The sequence below is a fragment of the Bifidobacterium sp. ESL0819 genome (genome assembly GCF_052606245.1).
This window is the reverse complement of sequence record NZ_CP199587.1, coordinates 1,885,983-1,903,204: the sequence shown is the minus strand read 5'-3', so window position 1 is coordinate 1,903,204 and position 17,222 is coordinate 1,885,983. Positions and strand designations below refer to the sequence as shown.

The 17,222-nt window shown below is 61.2% G+C and carries 12 protein-coding genes; 11 read left to right on the top strand and 1 reads right to left on the bottom strand.

Annotated elements, in window-relative coordinates:
- The first annotated feature begins 1 nt into the window (after position 1).
- The 8 genes from rpsG to gmk all read left to right on the top strand — a co-directional run bounded on the left by rpsG (position 2) and on the right by gmk (position 11,064).
- Positions 2–472: a 30S ribosomal protein S7 gene (rpsG, locus tag ACUIAD_RS07985; protein ID WP_015022140.1), complete on the top strand. Its 471-nt coding sequence runs from the start codon at positions 2–4 to the stop codon at positions 470–472.
- 26 nt (positions 473–498) lie between these two features.
- Positions 499–2,625 (top strand): elongation factor G, encoded by a 2,127-nt coding sequence (fusA, locus tag ACUIAD_RS07980; RefSeq protein ID WP_445343257.1) that lies wholly within the window; start codon positions 499–501, stop codon positions 2,623–2,625.
- A 195-nt stretch (positions 2,626–2,820) separates the two neighbouring features.
- Entirely contained in the window at positions 2,821–4,020 is a 1,200-nt protein-coding gene (gene tuf / locus ACUIAD_RS07975) for an elongation factor Tu (RefSeq protein ID WP_101432623.1), read from the top strand.
- A 236-nt stretch (positions 4,021–4,256) separates the two neighbouring features.
- On the top strand, positions 4,257–4,820 hold the full coding sequence (gene efp, locus ACUIAD_RS07970; protein WP_045924655.1) for an elongation factor P: 564 nt from the start codon (positions 4,257–4,259) through the stop codon (positions 4,818–4,820).
- A gap of 22 nt (positions 4,821–4,842) precedes the next feature.
- Entirely contained in the window at positions 4,843–5,547 is a 705-nt protein-coding gene (nusB, locus tag ACUIAD_RS07965; RefSeq protein ID WP_110452387.1) for a transcription antitermination factor NusB, read from the top strand.
- Positions 5,548–5,743: 196 nt separating this feature from the next.
- Positions 5,744–6,973: a glutamine-hydrolyzing carbamoyl-phosphate synthase small subunit gene (carA, locus tag ACUIAD_RS07960; RefSeq protein WP_445343830.1), complete on the top strand. Its 1,230-nt coding sequence runs from the start codon at positions 5,744–5,746 to the stop codon at positions 6,971–6,973.
- Positions 6,966–10,340 carry a carbamoyl-phosphate synthase large subunit gene (gene carB / locus ACUIAD_RS07955; protein WP_110452385.1) on the top strand — a complete coding sequence of 1,125 codons (3,375 nt, stop codon included), beginning with the start codon at positions 6,966–6,968 and terminating at the stop codon, positions 10,338–10,340. Before carA ends, carB begins: the two co-directional genes overlap by 8 nt.
- A 100-nt stretch (positions 10,341–10,440) precedes the next feature.
- Entirely contained in the window at positions 10,441–11,064 is a 624-nt protein-coding gene (gene gmk, locus ACUIAD_RS07950) for a guanylate kinase (RefSeq protein WP_110452551.1), read from the top strand.
- A gap of 80 nt (positions 11,065–11,144) precedes the next feature.
- Here the strand turns inward: gmk and ilvD are convergent, their stop codons facing one another.
- Entirely contained in the window at positions 11,145–13,004 is a 1,860-nt protein-coding gene (gene ilvD / locus ACUIAD_RS07945) for a dihydroxy-acid dehydratase (protein WP_445343256.1), read from the bottom strand.
- A gap of 178 nt (positions 13,005–13,182) precedes the next feature.
- On the opposite strand from ilvD, the gene rpoZ reads away from it, so the two are divergent.
- From rpoZ to ACUIAD_RS07930, 3 genes are all read left to right on the top strand, one after another.
- Entirely contained in the window at positions 13,183–13,467 is a 285-nt protein-coding gene (gene rpoZ, locus ACUIAD_RS07940) for a DNA-directed RNA polymerase subunit omega (RefSeq protein ID WP_015022131.1), read from the top strand.
- Between the two features lie 83 nt (positions 13,468–13,550).
- Complete coding sequence (gene metK, locus ACUIAD_RS07935; RefSeq protein WP_110452550.1) at positions 13,551–14,771, top strand: methionine adenosyltransferase; 1,221 nt, start codon at positions 13,551–13,553, stop codon at positions 14,769–14,771.
- A gap of 121 nt (positions 14,772–14,892) precedes the next feature.
- Complete coding sequence (locus tag ACUIAD_RS07930) at positions 14,893–17,196, top strand: primosomal protein N' (RefSeq protein WP_445343255.1); 2,304 nt, start codon at positions 14,893–14,895, stop codon at positions 17,194–17,196.
- Positions 17,197–17,222: the final 26 nt, after the last annotated feature.

Sequence of the window (17,222 nt, the reverse complement as noted above, 5' to 3'; positions counted from 1 at the left end):
CATGTCACGCAAAGGACCAGCTAAAAAGCATCAGCTCCTGCCCGATCCCATCTACGGTTCCACCGTGGTGGCCCAGCTGATCAACAAGATCCTGCTGGACGGCAAGAAGTCCATCGCCGAGAACATCGTCTACACCGCTCTGGAGCAGGTCAAGGAGAAGACCGACCAGGAGCCTGTGGCCGTGCTCAAGCGCGCCCTGGACAATATTCGTCCCAGCCTGGAGGTCCGCAGCCGTCGTGTCGGCGGCGCCACCTACCAGGTCCCCGTCGAGGTCAAGCCGAACCGCGCCAATACGCTCTCGTTGCGGTGGCTGACCGATTACAGCCGTGCCCGTCGCGAGAAGACCATGTCGGAGCGGCTGGCCAACGAGATCCTTGATGCCTCCAACGGCCTGGGTGCTGCGGTCAAGCGCCGCGAGGACACCCACAAGATGGCCGAGGCCAACAAGGCGTTCGCCCACTATCGCTGGTAATCCCAAGAGAGCGAGAACAAGGAATTATGGCACAAGACGTGCTCACGGACCTGACCAAGGTCCGCAACATCGGCATCATGGCCCACATCGATGCCGGCAAGACAACGACGACCGAGCGTATTCTCTACTACACCGGCGTCAACTACAAGATCGGCGAGACCCACGATGGCGCCTCCACCATGGACTGGATGGATCAGGAGAAGGAACGTGGCATCACGATCACCTCCGCCGCCATCACAGCCTTCTGGAACCGCCAGTCCCACGATCCTGAGGACCGCTATCAGATCAACATCATCGACACCCCCGGCCACGTGGACTTCACCGCCGAGGTGGAGCGCTCCCTGCGCGTGCTCGATGGCGCTGTAGCGGTGTTCGACGGCAAGGAGGGCGTGGAGCCCCAGTCCGAGACCGTCTGGCGTCAGGCCGACAAGTACGGCGTGCCCCGCATCTGCTTCATCAACAAGATGGACAAGCTGGGCGCCGACTTCTACTACTCGGTGGACACCATCAAGGACAAGCTGGGCGTCAAGCCGCTGGTCATGCAGCTGCCTATCGGCGCTGAGAGCGACTTCCACGGCGTGGTCGACCTGGTGCGCATGGTCGCCTACTACTGGAAGGACGAGGCCGACCTCGGCGCCAAGTACGAGACCATCGACATCCCCGATGATCTCAAGGACAAGGCCGAGCAATACCACACCGAACTGCTTGAGGCCGTGGCCGAGTCGGACGAGGACCTGCTGGAGAAGTACCTGGGTGGCGAGGAGATCTCCCAGCAGGAGATCCGCACCGCTGTGCGCAAGATGACCATCGAGCAGTCGGCCTTCCCGGTCTTCTGCGGATCCGCCTTCAAGGACAAGGGCGTGCAGCCCATGCTGGACGCGGTCGTGGACTACCTGCCCAGCCCCGAGGATGTGCCGGCCATCAAGGGCTACAAGATCGGCGACGAGTCTGTCGAGATCGACCGCAAGCCCACTGTGGACGAGCCCTTCTCGGCCTTGGCTTTCAAGGTGGCCACCCACCCCTTCTACGGCAAGCTGATCTACGTGCGCGTCTACTCCGGCAAGGTGGCTCAGGGCGATACCGTCCTGGACTCCACCAAGGGCAAGAAGGAGCGCGTCGGCAAGCTCTTCCAGATGCACTCCAACAAGGAGAATCCGGTCGACGAGGCTATTGCTGGCAACATCTACGCCTTTGTCGGTCTCAAGAGCGTCACCACCGGTGATACCCTGTGCGACGAAAAGGAACCGTTGGTGCTGGAATCCATGACCTTCCCCGATCCTGTGATCGAGGTGGCCGTGGAGCCCAAGACCAAGGCCGATCAGGAGAAGATGGGCATCGCCCTGCAGAAGCTCTCCGAGGAGGATCCCACCTTCCAGGTCAAGACGGACGAGGAGTCCGGCCAGACCCTGATCTCCGGCATGGGCGAGCTCCAGCTGGACATCCTGGTGGACCGAATGCGCCGTGAGTTCCACGTGGAGTGCAACGTGGGCAAGCCCCAGGTGGCATACCGCGAGACCATCCGCAAGCCTGTCATGAACCAGGAGTACACCCACAAGAAGCAGACCGGCGGCTCCGGACAGTTCGCCAAGGTGCTCATGAACTTCGAGCCCCTGGATACCACCGAGGGCGAGACCTACGTCTTCGAGAACAAGGTTACCGGCGGCCACATCACCAAGGAGTTCATCCCCTCGGTCGATGCGGGCGTTCAGGAGGCCATGGAGTCCGGCGTGCTGGCAGGCTTCCCGGTCGTAGGCGTCAAGGCGACCCTGACCGATGGCCAGATCCATGAGGTCGACTCCTCGGAGATGGCCTTCAAGATCGCTGGCTCCATGTGCTTCAAGGAGGCCGCTCCCAAGGCCAAGCCCGTCATCCTCGAGCCCATCATGGCTGTCGAGGTCCGTACTCCCGAGGAGTACATGGGCGACGTCATGGGCGACATCAACTCCCGTCGTGGCTCCATCCAGTCCATGACCGACGCCACCGGCGTCAAGGTCATCGACGCCAAGGTGCCCCTGTCGGAGATGTTCGGCTACATCGGCGACCTCAGGTCCAAGACCCAGGGGCGCGCCATGTTCACCATGCAGATGGACTCCTACGCTGAAGTCCCCAAAGCCGTCAGCGACGAGATCATCAAGGCCCAGCGGGGCGAGTAATGCCGGTCCGGTCCGCCGCCACGGCGGGCCGCCGCAACAAGGCTCTTCTGTCACAAGTCGGCGTTACACTCTTGTAGCGCTGACTGGGCGGAGGGCAAAAGTGGCAAAGAACCCGATAACCCAGTAATATGTAGCGAGTGCTCTGTGCGTGGTTCGTGCAGGCAACCTACGAGACGTCCAGGAGGACAAAACACAATGGCAAAGGAAAAGTACGAGCGGAACAAGCCGCACGTTAACATTGGCACCATCGGCCACGTCGATCACGGCAAGACCACCCTGACCGCGGCCATCTCCAAGGTGCTGCATGAGGAGTACCCGGACGTCAACCCCGAGTACGATTTCGCTCAGATCGATGCTGCTCCTGAGGAGAAGGAGCGCGGCATCACCATCAACATCGCGCACATCGAGTACCAGACCGCCAAGCGCCATTACGCCCACGTGGACTGCCCCGGACACGCCGACTTCGTCAAGAACATGATCACCGGCGCTGCTCAGATGGATGGCGCCATCCTGGTGGTCGCCGCCACTGACGGCCCCATGGCCCAGACTCGCGAGCACGTGCTGCTGGCCCGCCAGGTCGGCGTGCCGAAGATCCTGGTCGCCCTGAACAAGTGCGACATGGTCGACGACGAAGAGCTGATCGAGCTGGTCGAGGAGGAAGTTCGCGATCTGCTGGACGAGAACGGCTTCGACCGCGATTGCCCCGTCATCCGCACCTCCGCCTATGGCGCTCTGCATGACGATGCCCCCGACCACGACAAGTGGGTCCAGACCATCAAGGACCTCATGGATGCCGTCGACGACTACATCCCCACTCCGGTTCATGACCTGGACAAGCCCTTCCTGATGCCCATTGAGGATGTCTTCACCATCTCCGGCCGCGGCACCGTGGTGACCGGCCGTGTCGAGCGCGGCAAGCTGCCCGTGAACACCAACGTGGAGATCGTCGGCCTGCGGGACACCCAGTCCACCACCGTCACCTCCATCGAGACCTTCCACAAGCAGATGGACGAAGCCGAGGCTGGAGACAACACCGGTCTGCTGCTGCGCGGCATCGGCCGTGAGGATGTTGAGCGCGGCCAGGTCGTGGCTGCTCCCGGCACCGTTACTCCTCACCACAAGTTCGAGGGCGAGGTCTACGTGCTGACCAAGGACGAGGGTGGACGCCACTCGCCGTTCTTCTCCAACTACCGTCCGCAGTTCTACTTCCGGACCACCGACGTCACCGGCGTCATCACCCTGCCCGAGGGCGTGGAGATGGTTCAGCCCGGCGATCACGCCACCTTCTCCGTCGAGCTGATCCAGCCCGTCGCCATGGAGGAGGGCCTGACCTTCGCTGTTCGTGAAGGCGGCCACACGGTTGGCTCAGGCCGAGTCACCAAGGTCATCGAGTAGGATTGCCTGTCGCTTACCGACACAATCCAATGACGGGGCCCGGAATCCTTCCTGTGATTCCGGGCCCCGCCCATATCCGGCCGGCCTCGCCGCTGGGCCAGCCGCGGTGTTCATGCGCCGTGGCATAATAGGCGAGGATTTATCGCGAGCGGGCCGGATCCTGTGTGGCCCGGTGCTTTCGGCAGATGGCCAGGAGCCCTCCGAAGGAACGTTCATCAGAATGAGGTGGTATCAAGGTGGCACAGACTTCCAACGACATCAAGAACGGATCGGTCATCAACCTGGACGGCAAGCTTTGGACCGTCATCAAGTTCCAGCACGTCAAGCCGGGCAAGGGGCCGGCCTTCGTGCGCACGACCATCAAGGACGTCCTCTCAGGCAAGATCGTGGACCGCACCTTCAACGCCGGCATGAAGATGGACTTCGAGACCGTCGACAACCGGACCATGCAGTACTCCTATCGGGACGGCGACTCCTTCGTCTTCATGGACATGAACACCTATGAACAGGTCAACATTCCCGAGACCCTGGTTGGCGATCAGGAACGCTTCCTGCTTGAGGGCACCGACTGCATCATCAGCTTCCATGATGGCAACCCCCTATCAGTGGAGCTGCCTGCATCCGTGGTGCTGACCGTAACTGCAACCGAACCGGGCGTCCAGGGCAACCGCTCCAACGCTGGCACGAAGCCTGCCACTGTGGAGACCGGGGCGGAGATCCAGGTGCCCCTCTTCGTGGGCGAGGGCGAGAAGGTCAAGGTGGACACCCGCGACGGCTCCTACCTGGGCCGCGAGAACTGAGCAAGGCGGAAACCACACATCCATGGCACGTTCCACAGCCCGCAAGCGGGCCTTGAACACCCTGTATGAGGCCGATGAGAAGAGCCAGGATTTTCTCTCCCTGCTGGAGGAGCGCAAGGCTCGGCCGGGGGCGCAGACACCTCTGCCTGCTTATGCGGTGACCATCGTTGAGGGTGTGGCAGAGCACCGTCGAGATATCGATGAGGCTCTGCAGGCCCATTCCACCCGATGGCCGTTGAGCCGCATGCATGCCATTGACCGCAATATTCTGCGTATTGCCGCCTGGGAGATGCTCTACAACTCCGAGGTTCCAGACAAGGTGGCCATTGATGAAGCCCTGTCCCTGGCCAAGACCCTGTCGGATGCTGATGCCCCCGCCTTCATTCACGGCGTTCTGAGTGCTCTAGACCAGGAGAAGGATGACCATCAAGCTCGTCGTGAGCAAGCCGGTAGGATTGCTGCCCTGGCTGATGCAGAAGCCGATGTGGTCGTTTCGGATGATGAATCCGATAAGGCAAAAGCAAGGGTCGCAGCCTCCGAGCATGTCTGCTCTGAAGATGCTCATGCTGACAGCGATTCGGAATCGGCAGCGATTGGACCCGAAGGGGGAGATTCCGATCAGGTCCCTGACCATACGCTCGACCAGTCCGCCCCCAGTCTGGACCAGCTGAAACTGACCTTGCCCGAGGAACTGACCTCCGATGCGGATCGTCCTTCGAGCAACTGAACGATGATCCCAATAAAGGCCGACCGATGCCCGCTAGCTGTTATGGCATCAGGTCGGCCTTTTGCCATATTCAGACTGGTTGACCAGCAGTCCAACCTGCAGGATTTACCCAGCCATCTTTTGAACGATTCGATCGACATGATCCATAGGAGTCATTAATATGGGTGCGAATATCCGCGGTAATCAAGGGGGTTCGGTGAACCTGAAAGACACCAACACCATCACCTCCGATAGCCGTTTCTCCAATAGGGCCTTGCTCATCCTTGAGGATGGGGAAGTGTATCTGGGGAGAGCCTTCGGAGCGGTGGGCACTACCATAGGTGAAATTGTTTTCTCGACCGGGATGACGGGGTATCAGGAAACCCTGACGGATCCCAGCTATGCTCGGCAGATCGTTGTGCAGACCTTCCCCCACATAGGTAATACCGGTGTCAATGACCAGGATGGGGAGTCGGACAGGATCTGGGTGGCAGGGTATGTAGTCCGGGAACCCAGCCCCGACTTCAGCAACTGGCGGGCCCGAGGCAGTCTCCATGACCAGCTGGTCGGTCAGGGCATCGTCGGTATCAGCGACATAGACACTCGCCGGCTCGTGCGACACTTGCGTTCTGCAGGTGTCATGCGGGCCGGTATTTTTTCAGGCCCGGACCCAATGCTCAACGGCGGCGGCAGGCCCAGAACCATGCAGGAACTCCTTGATCAGGTCCGTTCGGCTCCCCAGATGAGTGGATCCCACCTGACCGGCGAGGTCAGCACGGACAGGTCCTATATCGTCGAACCAGCCGGAGACCATGAGGGGAAAGAGCCTGTTTGTACAGTGGCAGCAGTGGATCTGGGGATCAAGTCCATGGCCCCTCACAGATTGGCTGAGCGCGGCTGTAGGGTCCACGTACTTCCCGTGGATACCACTATTGAGCAGATACAGGCCCTGGGACCTGATGGAGTTTTCTTTTCTAACGGTCCAGGCGATCCATCGACCGCAGACGAGGAGGTGTCGCTCCTCAGACAGGTCCTGGATGCCGGACTGCCATTCTTCGGCATTTGCCTGGGCAACCAGCTTCTGGGCCGTGCCTTGGGCTTCGAGACCTATAAGCTAAAATTTGGCCATCGCGGCATCAATCAGCCTGTCAAGGATCTCAGCACCGGCAAGGTTGAGATTACTGCCCATAATCACGGATTCGCAGTCAAGGCGCCCAAGGGAGACCCGGTGCCCTCGCCCTATGGCGAAGGCCGGTATGGTCGTGTCCGGGTCTCTCATGTCGATCTGAACGACGGAGTGGTCGAGGGTCTGGAGTGCCTGGATATTCCAGCATTCTCCGTTCAATATCATCCGGAGGCGGCGGCTGGTCCGCACGATGCTTCCTATCTGTTCGACAGGTTCGTCACGTTGATGCAGGACGCCAAGGGAGGGAAGGCACATGCCTAAGCGGCAGGACATCCATTCGGTCATGGTCATCGGCTCGGGGCCCATCGTCATTGGGCAAGCGGCCGAGTTCGACTATTCGGGGACCCAGGCCTGCCGGGTGCTGCGCGAAGAGGGGATTCGCGTCATCCTGGTCAATTCCAATCCCGCCACCATTATGACGGACCCTGAGATGGCCGATGCTACCTACATTGAGCCTATCGCCCTGCCCTTCCTGGAACGGATCATTGCCAAGGAGCGGCCGGATGCGCTGCTGCCCACCCTGGGCGGTCAGACTGCTCTGAACGCTGCCGTGGAGCTGGGCAAGGCTGGCGTGCTGGAACGCTACGGGGTTGAGCTGATCGGCGCTTCCCTGGAGGCCATCGACAGGGGAGAGGACCGCGAGCTCTTCAAGCAGGTGGTGGACCAGGCCGGTGCCGAGTCGGCCAAGTCCCGCATCGCCCACAACCTGGATGAGGCCGAAGCAGTAGCCGCCGAACTCGGCTACCCCCTGGTCGTTCGTCCTTCCTTCACCATGGGCGGCCTGGGCTCTGGAATCGCCCATGATCGCGAGGAGCTGAGGCGGATCGCCGGTGCAGGCATCCACTATTCGCCCACTGATGAGATCCTTCTGGAGGAAGGCATTGAGGGGTGGAAGGAATATGAGCTGGAGCTTATGCGCGATCGCCTGGACAATGTGGTCGTGGTCTGCCCCATTGAGAATGTGGATCCGGTAGGCGTGCACACCGGGGACTCCATCACTGTGGCTCCGGTCTTCACTTTGACCGACCGGGAGTATCAGCGGATGCGTGACATCGGCATCGCCATCATTCGCGGCGTGGGGGTGGACACGGGCGGCTGCAATATCCAGTTCGCCGTCAACCCGGAGAACGGCCGGATCATCGTCATCGAAATGAATCCGCGTGTTTCACGCTCCTCGGCTCTGGCTTCCAAGGCCACCGGCTTTCCCATCGCCAAGATCGCAGTCAAGTTGGCCCTGGGATACACCCTGGATGAGATCGAGAACGACATCACCCGCTCAACGCCTGCCTCCTTCGAACCGACCATCGACTATGTGGTCACCAAAATTCCACGTTTCACCTTCGAGAAATTCCCCGGGGCGGATACGACCCTGACCACCTCGATGAAGTCCGTGGGCGAGGCCATGGCCCTGGCTGGCAATTTCCGCGAGTCCCTGGGCAAGGCCATGCGCTCCATCGACAAGCGGCACATGACCTTCTCCTGGGATGGCCCCCGGCCCGACCAGGCCGAGACCGACCAGCTGCTGGAGGCCATGCACACTCCCACCGAGCACCGCTACCTGCAGATTCAGCGGGCCTTCTGGGGCGGAGCTACCGTGGAGCAGGTTCACCAGGCCACCAGAATCGATCCCTGGTTCCTGGAGCAGATCAGCATGATCAACGAGCTGGCCCTTCAGGTGCGCCAGTCCGAAGTCCTGGATGAGGACCTGCTGCGCCGGGCCAAGCAATCGGGACTGAGCGACCTGCAGATCGCTCACCTGCGCGGTATGGGCGACCAAGGCGAGGCGGTCGTCAGGGAGCTTCGCTGGGCCTTCGGCCTTCATCCTGTCTACAAGACCGTGGACACCTGCGCAGCCGAGTTCGATGCGGTCACGCCCTACTACTACTCCTGCTACGCCGACGAGTCCGAGCTGCGACCCCGTCAGCGCGAAGCGGTCATTATCCTGGGTTCGGGACCCAACCGGATCGGCCAGGGAGTCGAGTTCGACTACACCTGCGTGCATGCCGTCCAGGAGCTGGGCAAGGACTATGACACCATCATGGTCAATTGCAATCCCGAGACGGTCTCAACCGACTATGACATGTCGGACAGGCTCTATTTCGAGCCGCTGACCTTCGAGGATGTTCTGGAGATCTACCGGGCTGAGAAGGCCATGGGACCTGTCAAAGGGGTCATCGTCCAGCTGGGCGGTCAGACGCCCCTGTCCCTGGCGGCAAGGCTCAAGGCAGCCGGGGTACCCATTCTGGGGACCAGTCCCGAATCCATTGACCTTGCCGAGAACCGTGAGCTCTTCGGTCAGGTGCTCAGCAAGGAACATCTGAACGCCCCCCGTTACGGCACCGCCCTTTCCCTGGATGAGGCCAGAGATGCAGCACATGCCATCGGCTACCCGGTTCTGGTCAGGCCCTCCTACGTGCTGGGCGGGCGAGGCATGGAGATCGTCTATGATGACCAACAGCTGAACACTTACGTGGATCGCGCCCTGGAGGAGGCCAAGGCCGATACGGTGGTCTCCGGCCGTCTGCCCTCGCCCCTGTTGATTGACAAGTTCCTTCAGGACGCCATTGAGATCGATGTGGACGCCCTCTATGACGGGCAGGAGCTCTATATCGGCGGAATCATGGAGCATGTTGAAGAGGCCGGAGTCCACTCCGGCGATGCCGCCTGCACCCTGCCGCCCTCCACGCTCTCCGACGACCAGATCAACCGGTTGCGGCAGGCTACCCTGGCAATAGCCCAAGGTTGTGGGGTCCAGGGGCTGATCAATGTTCAGTATGCCTTTATGGCCAACACTCTCTATGTGATCGAGGCCAATCCCCGCGCATCCCGGACCGTCCCATTTGCCTCCAAAGCCACGGGTGCGGCGCTGGCCAAGGCTGCGGCCCGTATCATGGTGGGGGAGTCCATCGCCCAGCAACGAGTCAACGGGCTGCTCTTGCCTGTCGGCGACGGCGGCATGGTCCGTGTCGGCCAGCCTGTGGCGGTCAAGGAGTCCGTCCTGCCATTCAAGCGCTTCCGAACTCCGGTGGGTCGGACTGTGGATATTTTGCTGGGTCCGGAGATGCGTTCCACTGGAGAGGTCATGGGCTTCGATCGGGACTTTCCCCATGCATTCGCCAAGAGCCAGCTGGCCGCCTATCAAGGAGGTCTGCCCACCAGCGGGGTCGTCTTCCTATCGGTCAATGACACAGACAAGCGCCAGCTGCCCATGCTGGCAGCCCGTCTGCTGGAGCAGGGCTTCAGCGTTTGCGCCACCCGTGGTACTGCCTCCGTCCTGCGTCGGTACGGCTTCGACGTGTCCGTTGTCGATAAGATCAGCGGTGGCGAGGATCAGGGGCAGGCTTTCACTGATGCTGAAGGAGTTAGGCACATGGGTCGCAATCCGGTCCAGCTTATCGAGGATGGAGCTATCGACATGATCCTCAATACTCCGAGTTCCAGAGGTTCGCGCTCCGATGGCTATCTTATCCGGGTGGCCGCCATTGCCGCCGATCTGCCGCAATTCACCACGGTCACCGAATTCTCAGCCGCCCTGATGGCCATTGATGTGGCCAAGAAGGACGATTATCAGGTCATGAGCATCCAGGAGCACGCGGCCCGGCTGTTGGAGCTGGAGAAGGCCAGGTAGGTGCTGTAGCTATATGATTGACCCATGCTCCGGTCTACATAAGCCGGAGGGATGACCTTCAGGAAAGGAAGTGGCCGTGTCAGCGATCAACGGTGCCGATATGTCGAATCAGGATTCTTCGGAAGAACAAACTGGGGGACCAGGGAAGACGGGCGGCCGGCTGATCGTGTTGACAGGGCCTACGGCTGTTGGCAAGGGCACTGTGGAGGCAGCCCTGCGTCATGCCCACCCGGAGGTCTGGGTCTCTGTTTCTGCCACTACCCGCGCGCCACGTCCAGGCGAAAGGGACGGCATCACCTACTGGTTCATGGATGAGCGGGAGTTCGCCCGCAGGGAGGCTGCCGGCGACTTCCTGGAGACTGCCCTGGTGCATGGCATGTCCCACTATGGCACTCCGCTGCAGCCGGTCCTGGACCATATGGCGGCAGGGGTGCCCACAATTCTGGAGATCGATCTGCAAGGGGCCCATCGCGTTCGCCAGAGGGCGAAGGAACTGGGTCTGGAAGTGTTCTATGTCTTCCTGGCGCCGCCGTCATTCCAGGATCTGGTTACTCGGTTGAACATGCGGGGAACCGAAAATGAGCAGCAGCGGGCACGAAGGCTGGAGACCGCCAAGGTGGAGCTGGCCTCCGAGGGTCAGTTCGACCAGGTAATAGTCAACGACAACGTGGATAAGGCTGCGCAGGCTCTCTGGGAGGTAATTGCCAAGGAGTACGGTCTCTGACCCCCCTTCTTCAGTTCTGTTTCAGAAGAGTCAAAAAATCCTCCAGTCGGGTTCAAGCCTGATTGGAGGATTTTGGTCTATCAGTCCAGACCTGACAGTCTATTAATCAGGTCGGGATCGCGGGTGGCGCCCTTGTCTGCCGAGCGAGCGAAAGCAGCATAGGCCTTCAGGGCCAGGGAGACCTTACGGTCCCTGTGGGCTACATAGCCTTCGCCAGCTTCAAGCTCTGCGCGGCGCTGAGCGAGTTCTTCATCGCTCAGCTCAACATCCACCCGCCGGTTGGGGATGTCGATGCGGATCATGTCGCCGTTGCGGATCAGGGCGATTGGGCCCTTGTTTGCTGCCTCAGGAGCGATATGGCCGATTGCCAGGCCTGATGAGCCACCGGAGTAGCGGCCGTCGGTCAGCAGGGCCACATCCTTGCCGATCCCCTTGCCCTTGACGAATGAGGTGGGGTAGAGCATCTCCTGCATGCCTGGACCGCCCTTGGGTCCCTCGTAGCGGATGACCAGGGCCTGGCCCTTGTGCAGGGTTCCGTTGAGTATGACCTCCACGGCCTGCTCCTGTGATTCGACCACCAGGGCCGGTCCGCGGAAATTCCAGATCTCCTTGGGCACGCCTGCGGTCTTGACCACGCAGCCATCAGGGGCCAGATTGCCGCGCAATATGGCCAGACCGCCTTCGGAGACTGCTGGATGATCCAGGTCGTGAATGGCGCCGTTTACACGGTCGGTGTCAAGGTCCTCCCATTCCTTGGACTGGTTGAAGGGCTCAGGGGAGGTGATGTGCCCGGGCGCTGCATGGTAGAGCTCCTTGGCCTGATCCAGGCAGGTGGGGCGCATGATGTCCCAGTCATTAAGCTTGGACTCCAGGTCGGGGTAATCGATGGAATGCGTATCCTTGTGCAGTACTCCACCACGGTCAAGCTCGCCTAGGATCCCGCAGATGCCGCCAGCCCGGTGAACGTCGGATATCTCCCAGTCCCCCGAAGGAGAGGCCTTGCAAATACAGGGAACCGTATGGGAGATGCGCTCGATGTCATCCAGGGTGAAGTCCACATCCGCCGACTGTGCGGCGGCCAGGATGTGCAGGACGGTATTGGTCGACCCGCCCATGGCCACATCCATGGTCATGGCGTTTTCGAAGGCTTTCTTGGTGGCGATGGAACGCGGCAGGACCGAGTCGTCGTCGTCCTGATAGTACCGGTTGGCGATCTCGACGACCAGCTTGCCGGCCCGCTCGAAGAGCATCTTTCGGGCCGTGTGCGAGGCCAGGGTGGTGCCGTTGCCAGGCAGGGCCAGACCCATGGCCTCAGTCAGGCAGTTCATGGAGTTGGCAGTGAACATGCCGGCGCAGGAGCCGCAAGTGGGGCAGACCGTTTTCTCCAAGGCCAACAGTCCAGCATCGTCGATGCTGTCGTCGGCCGAGGCGTACATGACGTCGATCAGGTCCGTGCTCTCTTTGACTGTCCCGTCAGGCATGACCGTGCGGCCTGCCTCCATGGGGCCTCCGGAAACGAAGACCGTGGGAATGTTCAGACGCAGAGCGGCCATGAGCATGCCCGGGGTGATCTTGTCGCAGTTGGAAATGCAGATCAGGGCATCGGCGCAGTGGGCGTTGACCGAATATTCCACGGCGTCAGCAATCAGGTCACGGCTGGGCAGGGAGTAGAGCATGCCCGTATGGCCCATGGCGATGCCGTCGTCCACAGCGATGGTGTTGAATTCACGGGGGATGCCGCCTGCCTCCTTGACGGCCTTGGAGACCATGCGCCCGACCTTGTTCAGGTGGACGTGACCAGGCACGAACTCGGAGAAGGAGTTGGCGATGGCCACGATGGGCTTGCCGAAGTCCTCGCCCTTGACGCCAGCGGCACGGTAGAGAGCACGGGCGCCCGCGAACTCTCGTTCCTTCATCAATTTGGCTGATCGCATCTGCATAGTTTTATTCAAGTTAACGGGGACAGCGATGGCCCGAACATGACCACATGTTGGAATTTTCGTCGTTTCTGCATTGCTTTTCCCGGCAGAGAAGCAGCTGAAGCTAAAATCGAGCCCGGGCGGTAAAATCATTCAGTTTGAATGAATGATTCATCCAGTTGAATTGGAGAAACATCTTATGGCATTCGGTACCGAGCCCCATCCGCAGGGATTTGCGAATCCTCCCATCGACGATCTCATGAAGCACGCCGATTCAAAGTATGCGCTGTCCATCTTTGCGGCCAAGCGGGCCCGTCAGATCAATTCCTATTTCACTCAGCTCAATGAAGGCCTGCTGCAGAACGTGGGCCCCCTGGTCGAGTACCAGAATCAGGAGAAGCCCCTGTCCATCGCCTTCCGTGAAATTAATGAGGGCCTGCTGGAGGAGACCTTGGGCGAGGATGATCTGAGCGAAGGCAACTGAGTCTTTGATTCCCGATGCCGGCTCTGTTTGTGGCCGGTGCAGGATCCTCGGACAGTGACGGCTTCAAGACAAAGGTGAATGAAATGACAGAGCGACGGCTGATTTCGGCTGAATCAGTGACCGAGGGCCATCCAGACAAGGTCTGCGACCAGATTTCCGATGCCATTTTGGACGATCTGATCGCCCAAGATCCGCACTCGCATGTGGCTGTAGAGACGTCAGCGGCGACTGGCCTCTTCTTCGTCTTCGGGGAGGTTTCATCCCAGGGCTACACGGACATTCAGTCCCAGGTCCGGTCGGTGCTGCGCAGGATCGGCTACACCTCATCTGATATCGGTCTTGACGCGGATTCCTGCGGCGTCACTGTGGCTCTGAGCGAGCAAAGCAAGGAAATCAATCAGGGCGTGGAACGGCTGTCGGCCAGCCAGGAGAGCGCGGCCACTCGTGAGGAGCGTTACCAGTCCCAGGGGGCCGGCGACCAGGGGGTCATGTTCGGGTACGCCTGCGATGAGACCGACGCGCTCATGCCTCTTCCCATCTATTTGGCCCATCAGCTGGCCTTCCGGCTTGCCCAGGTACGCAAGGAGGGGATCATTCCCCACCTGAGGCCTGATGGCAAGACCCAGGTGACGATCGAATACGATCAGGAAGACAGGCCGCGTCGTGTGGATACGGTCCTTATTTCCACGCAGCATGATCCTGAGGTCGGGCATGACTGGCTGGAGGAGCAGTTGACGGAGCATGTCATCACGCCCGTGCTGGATCGCATCTGCGGCCAGGCCGTCGAGCATCAGGGCTATCGGGTGCTGGTAAATCCGACTGGTTCCTTTGTCTTGGGCGGTCCTGCAGCTGATGCAGGACTGACCGGACGCAAGATCATTGTGGACACCTATGGCGGTGCAGCCCATCATGGAGGCGGTGCTTTCTCAGGCAAGGATCCCAGCAAGGTCGACCGGTCCGCTGCTTATGCTGCACGTTGGGTGGCCAAGAACATCGTGGCCGCTGGACTGGCGCACAAGGTCGAGGTCCAGGTGGCCTATGCCATTGGCGTGGCCGATCCGGTCAGCGTCAACGTGGAAACATACGGCACTGAGCAGGGAGTCACACGGGAGCAGATCCAGGAAGCCGTGCGCGAGGTCTTCGACCTGCGGCCTGCAGCCATCATCGATGAGCTGGATCTGTTGAGGCCCATTTACGCCAAGACTGCGGCATACGGGCACTTTGGCCGGGAGGACCCCGACTTCACCTGGGAGCAGGTGGACAAGGTGGGTGAGCTCAAGGCCGCCATTGGCGTGAACAGGTAATAGCTGATCGTCAAGGACCACGGCGGATTTCCAGGTCATCGACCGGGGGAAGTCGTCGTGGTTCTCTCATAGGACCAGCTGCAGCTGGCAAGCCAGACGATTGAAAGCGAGGGGAGGATCCATGGATTCGCAGGCCGTCAGTCAGCCTGCCCTGGACGGTCTTGCCCCACGCCGTCGTTCGAACAGCAGTCGAAAGAAAGCTCAGCGCCGACCGGCTGAAGAATTTCCTGTGGCACGGGTGGTGCTGGATGTGCAGGCCACTCATTTGGGCGGGACCTTCGATTATTTGGTGGACGGCGACCAGAATGACCATGCTCAGCCGGGATGCCTGGTTCGCGTTCGATTCGGGGCGCGCAGGGTCAACGGCATCATCTGGGAGCGCGTCGCAGACAGCCAGGTTCCGCACGCCTCCCTGCGCTACCTGGAGCGAGTGGTGCTGGATCGCAGCCTGATATCGCCTTCCCTGCGCGCGGATATTACCGCCATAGCCAGGGCCTACGGTGGTACTGAGGCCAACATACTGCGGCTGGCCCTGCCTCCTCGTGTAGCCCGCATCGACAAGGAGCAGCAGCTGGTTCCCGGTCAGCCCCGATTGGCGTCCGATCCTGCCTGGGTGGCCGTACTGGCCCATCGACACAGGAATCTGAAACAGAGGCTTGATCAGGGCTATCTGGGGCTGGAGAAGCTTGACCAGTCGCTGGAGGATGATACTTTCACCGCCTTTATGGCAGACATTCTGCCCGGTGTGGACCAGGCCGCCCTACTGGCTGCCAGGGTTCTGACAAGCGCTCTGCTGGCCGGACGATCGGCGATTATGGTGCTGCCAGGCACTCGTCAGGTGGCCCACCTGTCCGCAGTGCTCCAGCAGCTGGGCCTGCGCCCCTTTGGCCCTACGATCGCTGTTGGTCCAGGCCAGCAGGAGGCGCGCGGCTGGTCCGGTGATTTCGCCATTCTGGACAGCAGCATGGCCCCCGCCGAGCGCTATAGGGCCTACCTTGCGCTGGCCTCCGGTCAGGTCCGCTGCGCCATTGGGCTGCGGGCCGCCATGTACGCTCCGGTGGAAGGTCCTGCTCTCTTCGCACTGATGGACGATGCCAGCTACCAGTATGCCGATGGGATGATGCCCTATGCCAACGCCCGCGGAGTGCTGAGGCTGCGGGCGCGTGCCCATGGCGGCGTCTTTCTTGCCATGGCCCGTGCCAGAAGCGTACGTTCCCACTGGGAGAGTCTGCCCGAGGCCACCGAGGCGGACTCAGGGGTGACCGGACCAGGCAAAGCCTTGACGCTTGATCGGTCTGCAGTGACGACCCTGATCCCCTGGATCCGCTGGCTGAACCGGGAGGAACTGAGCCGTCTGGCCGACCCGACCATGGGCGCCCGGGTGCCTCATACCGCCGTCGCCGTCATCAACCAGGCCCTGGAGCGCGGCCCGGTTCTGCTGTCCATACCGCAGGACGGCATCTTCGAAAGTCTGAGTTGCGCTCGTTGTCATCATCAGGCTCGTTGCCCGCGCTGCACCGGGCCCCTGCGTGCCCGGCGGCCTGGCGCGCCTCGATGCGCCTGGTGCGGGGCTGCGGCGACGGACTGGTCCTGCCCGGATTGCGGAGGCTCACGGCTCCGGGTGATCAGGGTGGGTGCCGCTGGAACGGCTCAAGAGCTGCGCATGCTCTTCAGGAATGTACCCATCGTCATCTCCTCGCCCAACCAGCCCCGCGGGGTGGTGGAGCGTGTACAGGATCGTCCCAGTCTGGTCATCGCCACCCCAGGGGCCGAGCCTAGGGTGGTCAGTTCCAGCATCAATGACGGAAATGATGACACTGGCGATCTGGATCTGCCCAGGCTGTCGCAAGGATACCGGGCCGTGGCCATTCTGGATGCCTGGACCAGCCTGTATGCCCAAGGCGTTGATGCGCGTATGGACACCCTGGGAGCCTGGATGCGCGTGGCCTCCTTCTGTCGCTCCCGGGCTCAAGGGGGGCAGGTGCTCCTGCTGGGGGAGAGTGATCCGCAGCTGGCCCAGGCGCTGATGACCTGGAAGGGACCGGTGCTGGCCGCCGCCGATCTGGAGGACCGTCGTCTGACTGCCTTGCCACCTGCGGTCGGCATGGCTGCGATCTGGGGTGAAAGAGAGGCTGTTGCCTGGATGCTGGATACCGTCGGGATTGCTCCGGGGCAGGAGGCGATGACAGATACAGGTCCAGAGCCGGTCCCAGCCCTGCTAGGTCCCGTATCCATGCCCCAGCCCTCCACGCTGAAGACTGGCTATCTGGAGGGAACTCAGGATAGGGTCCGGGCCCTGGTTCGAGTTCCCGTTAGCCGTCGGGACAAGCTAGCGGATGAGCTCAAGCAGGCTCAGGCCAGGTACATGGCCGGCCGCGGGCGCGGAGAGCTGCACTTCCGAATGGACCCCAAGGATTTGACCTGACTGCTGCTCCAGTGGCTATGCACTGG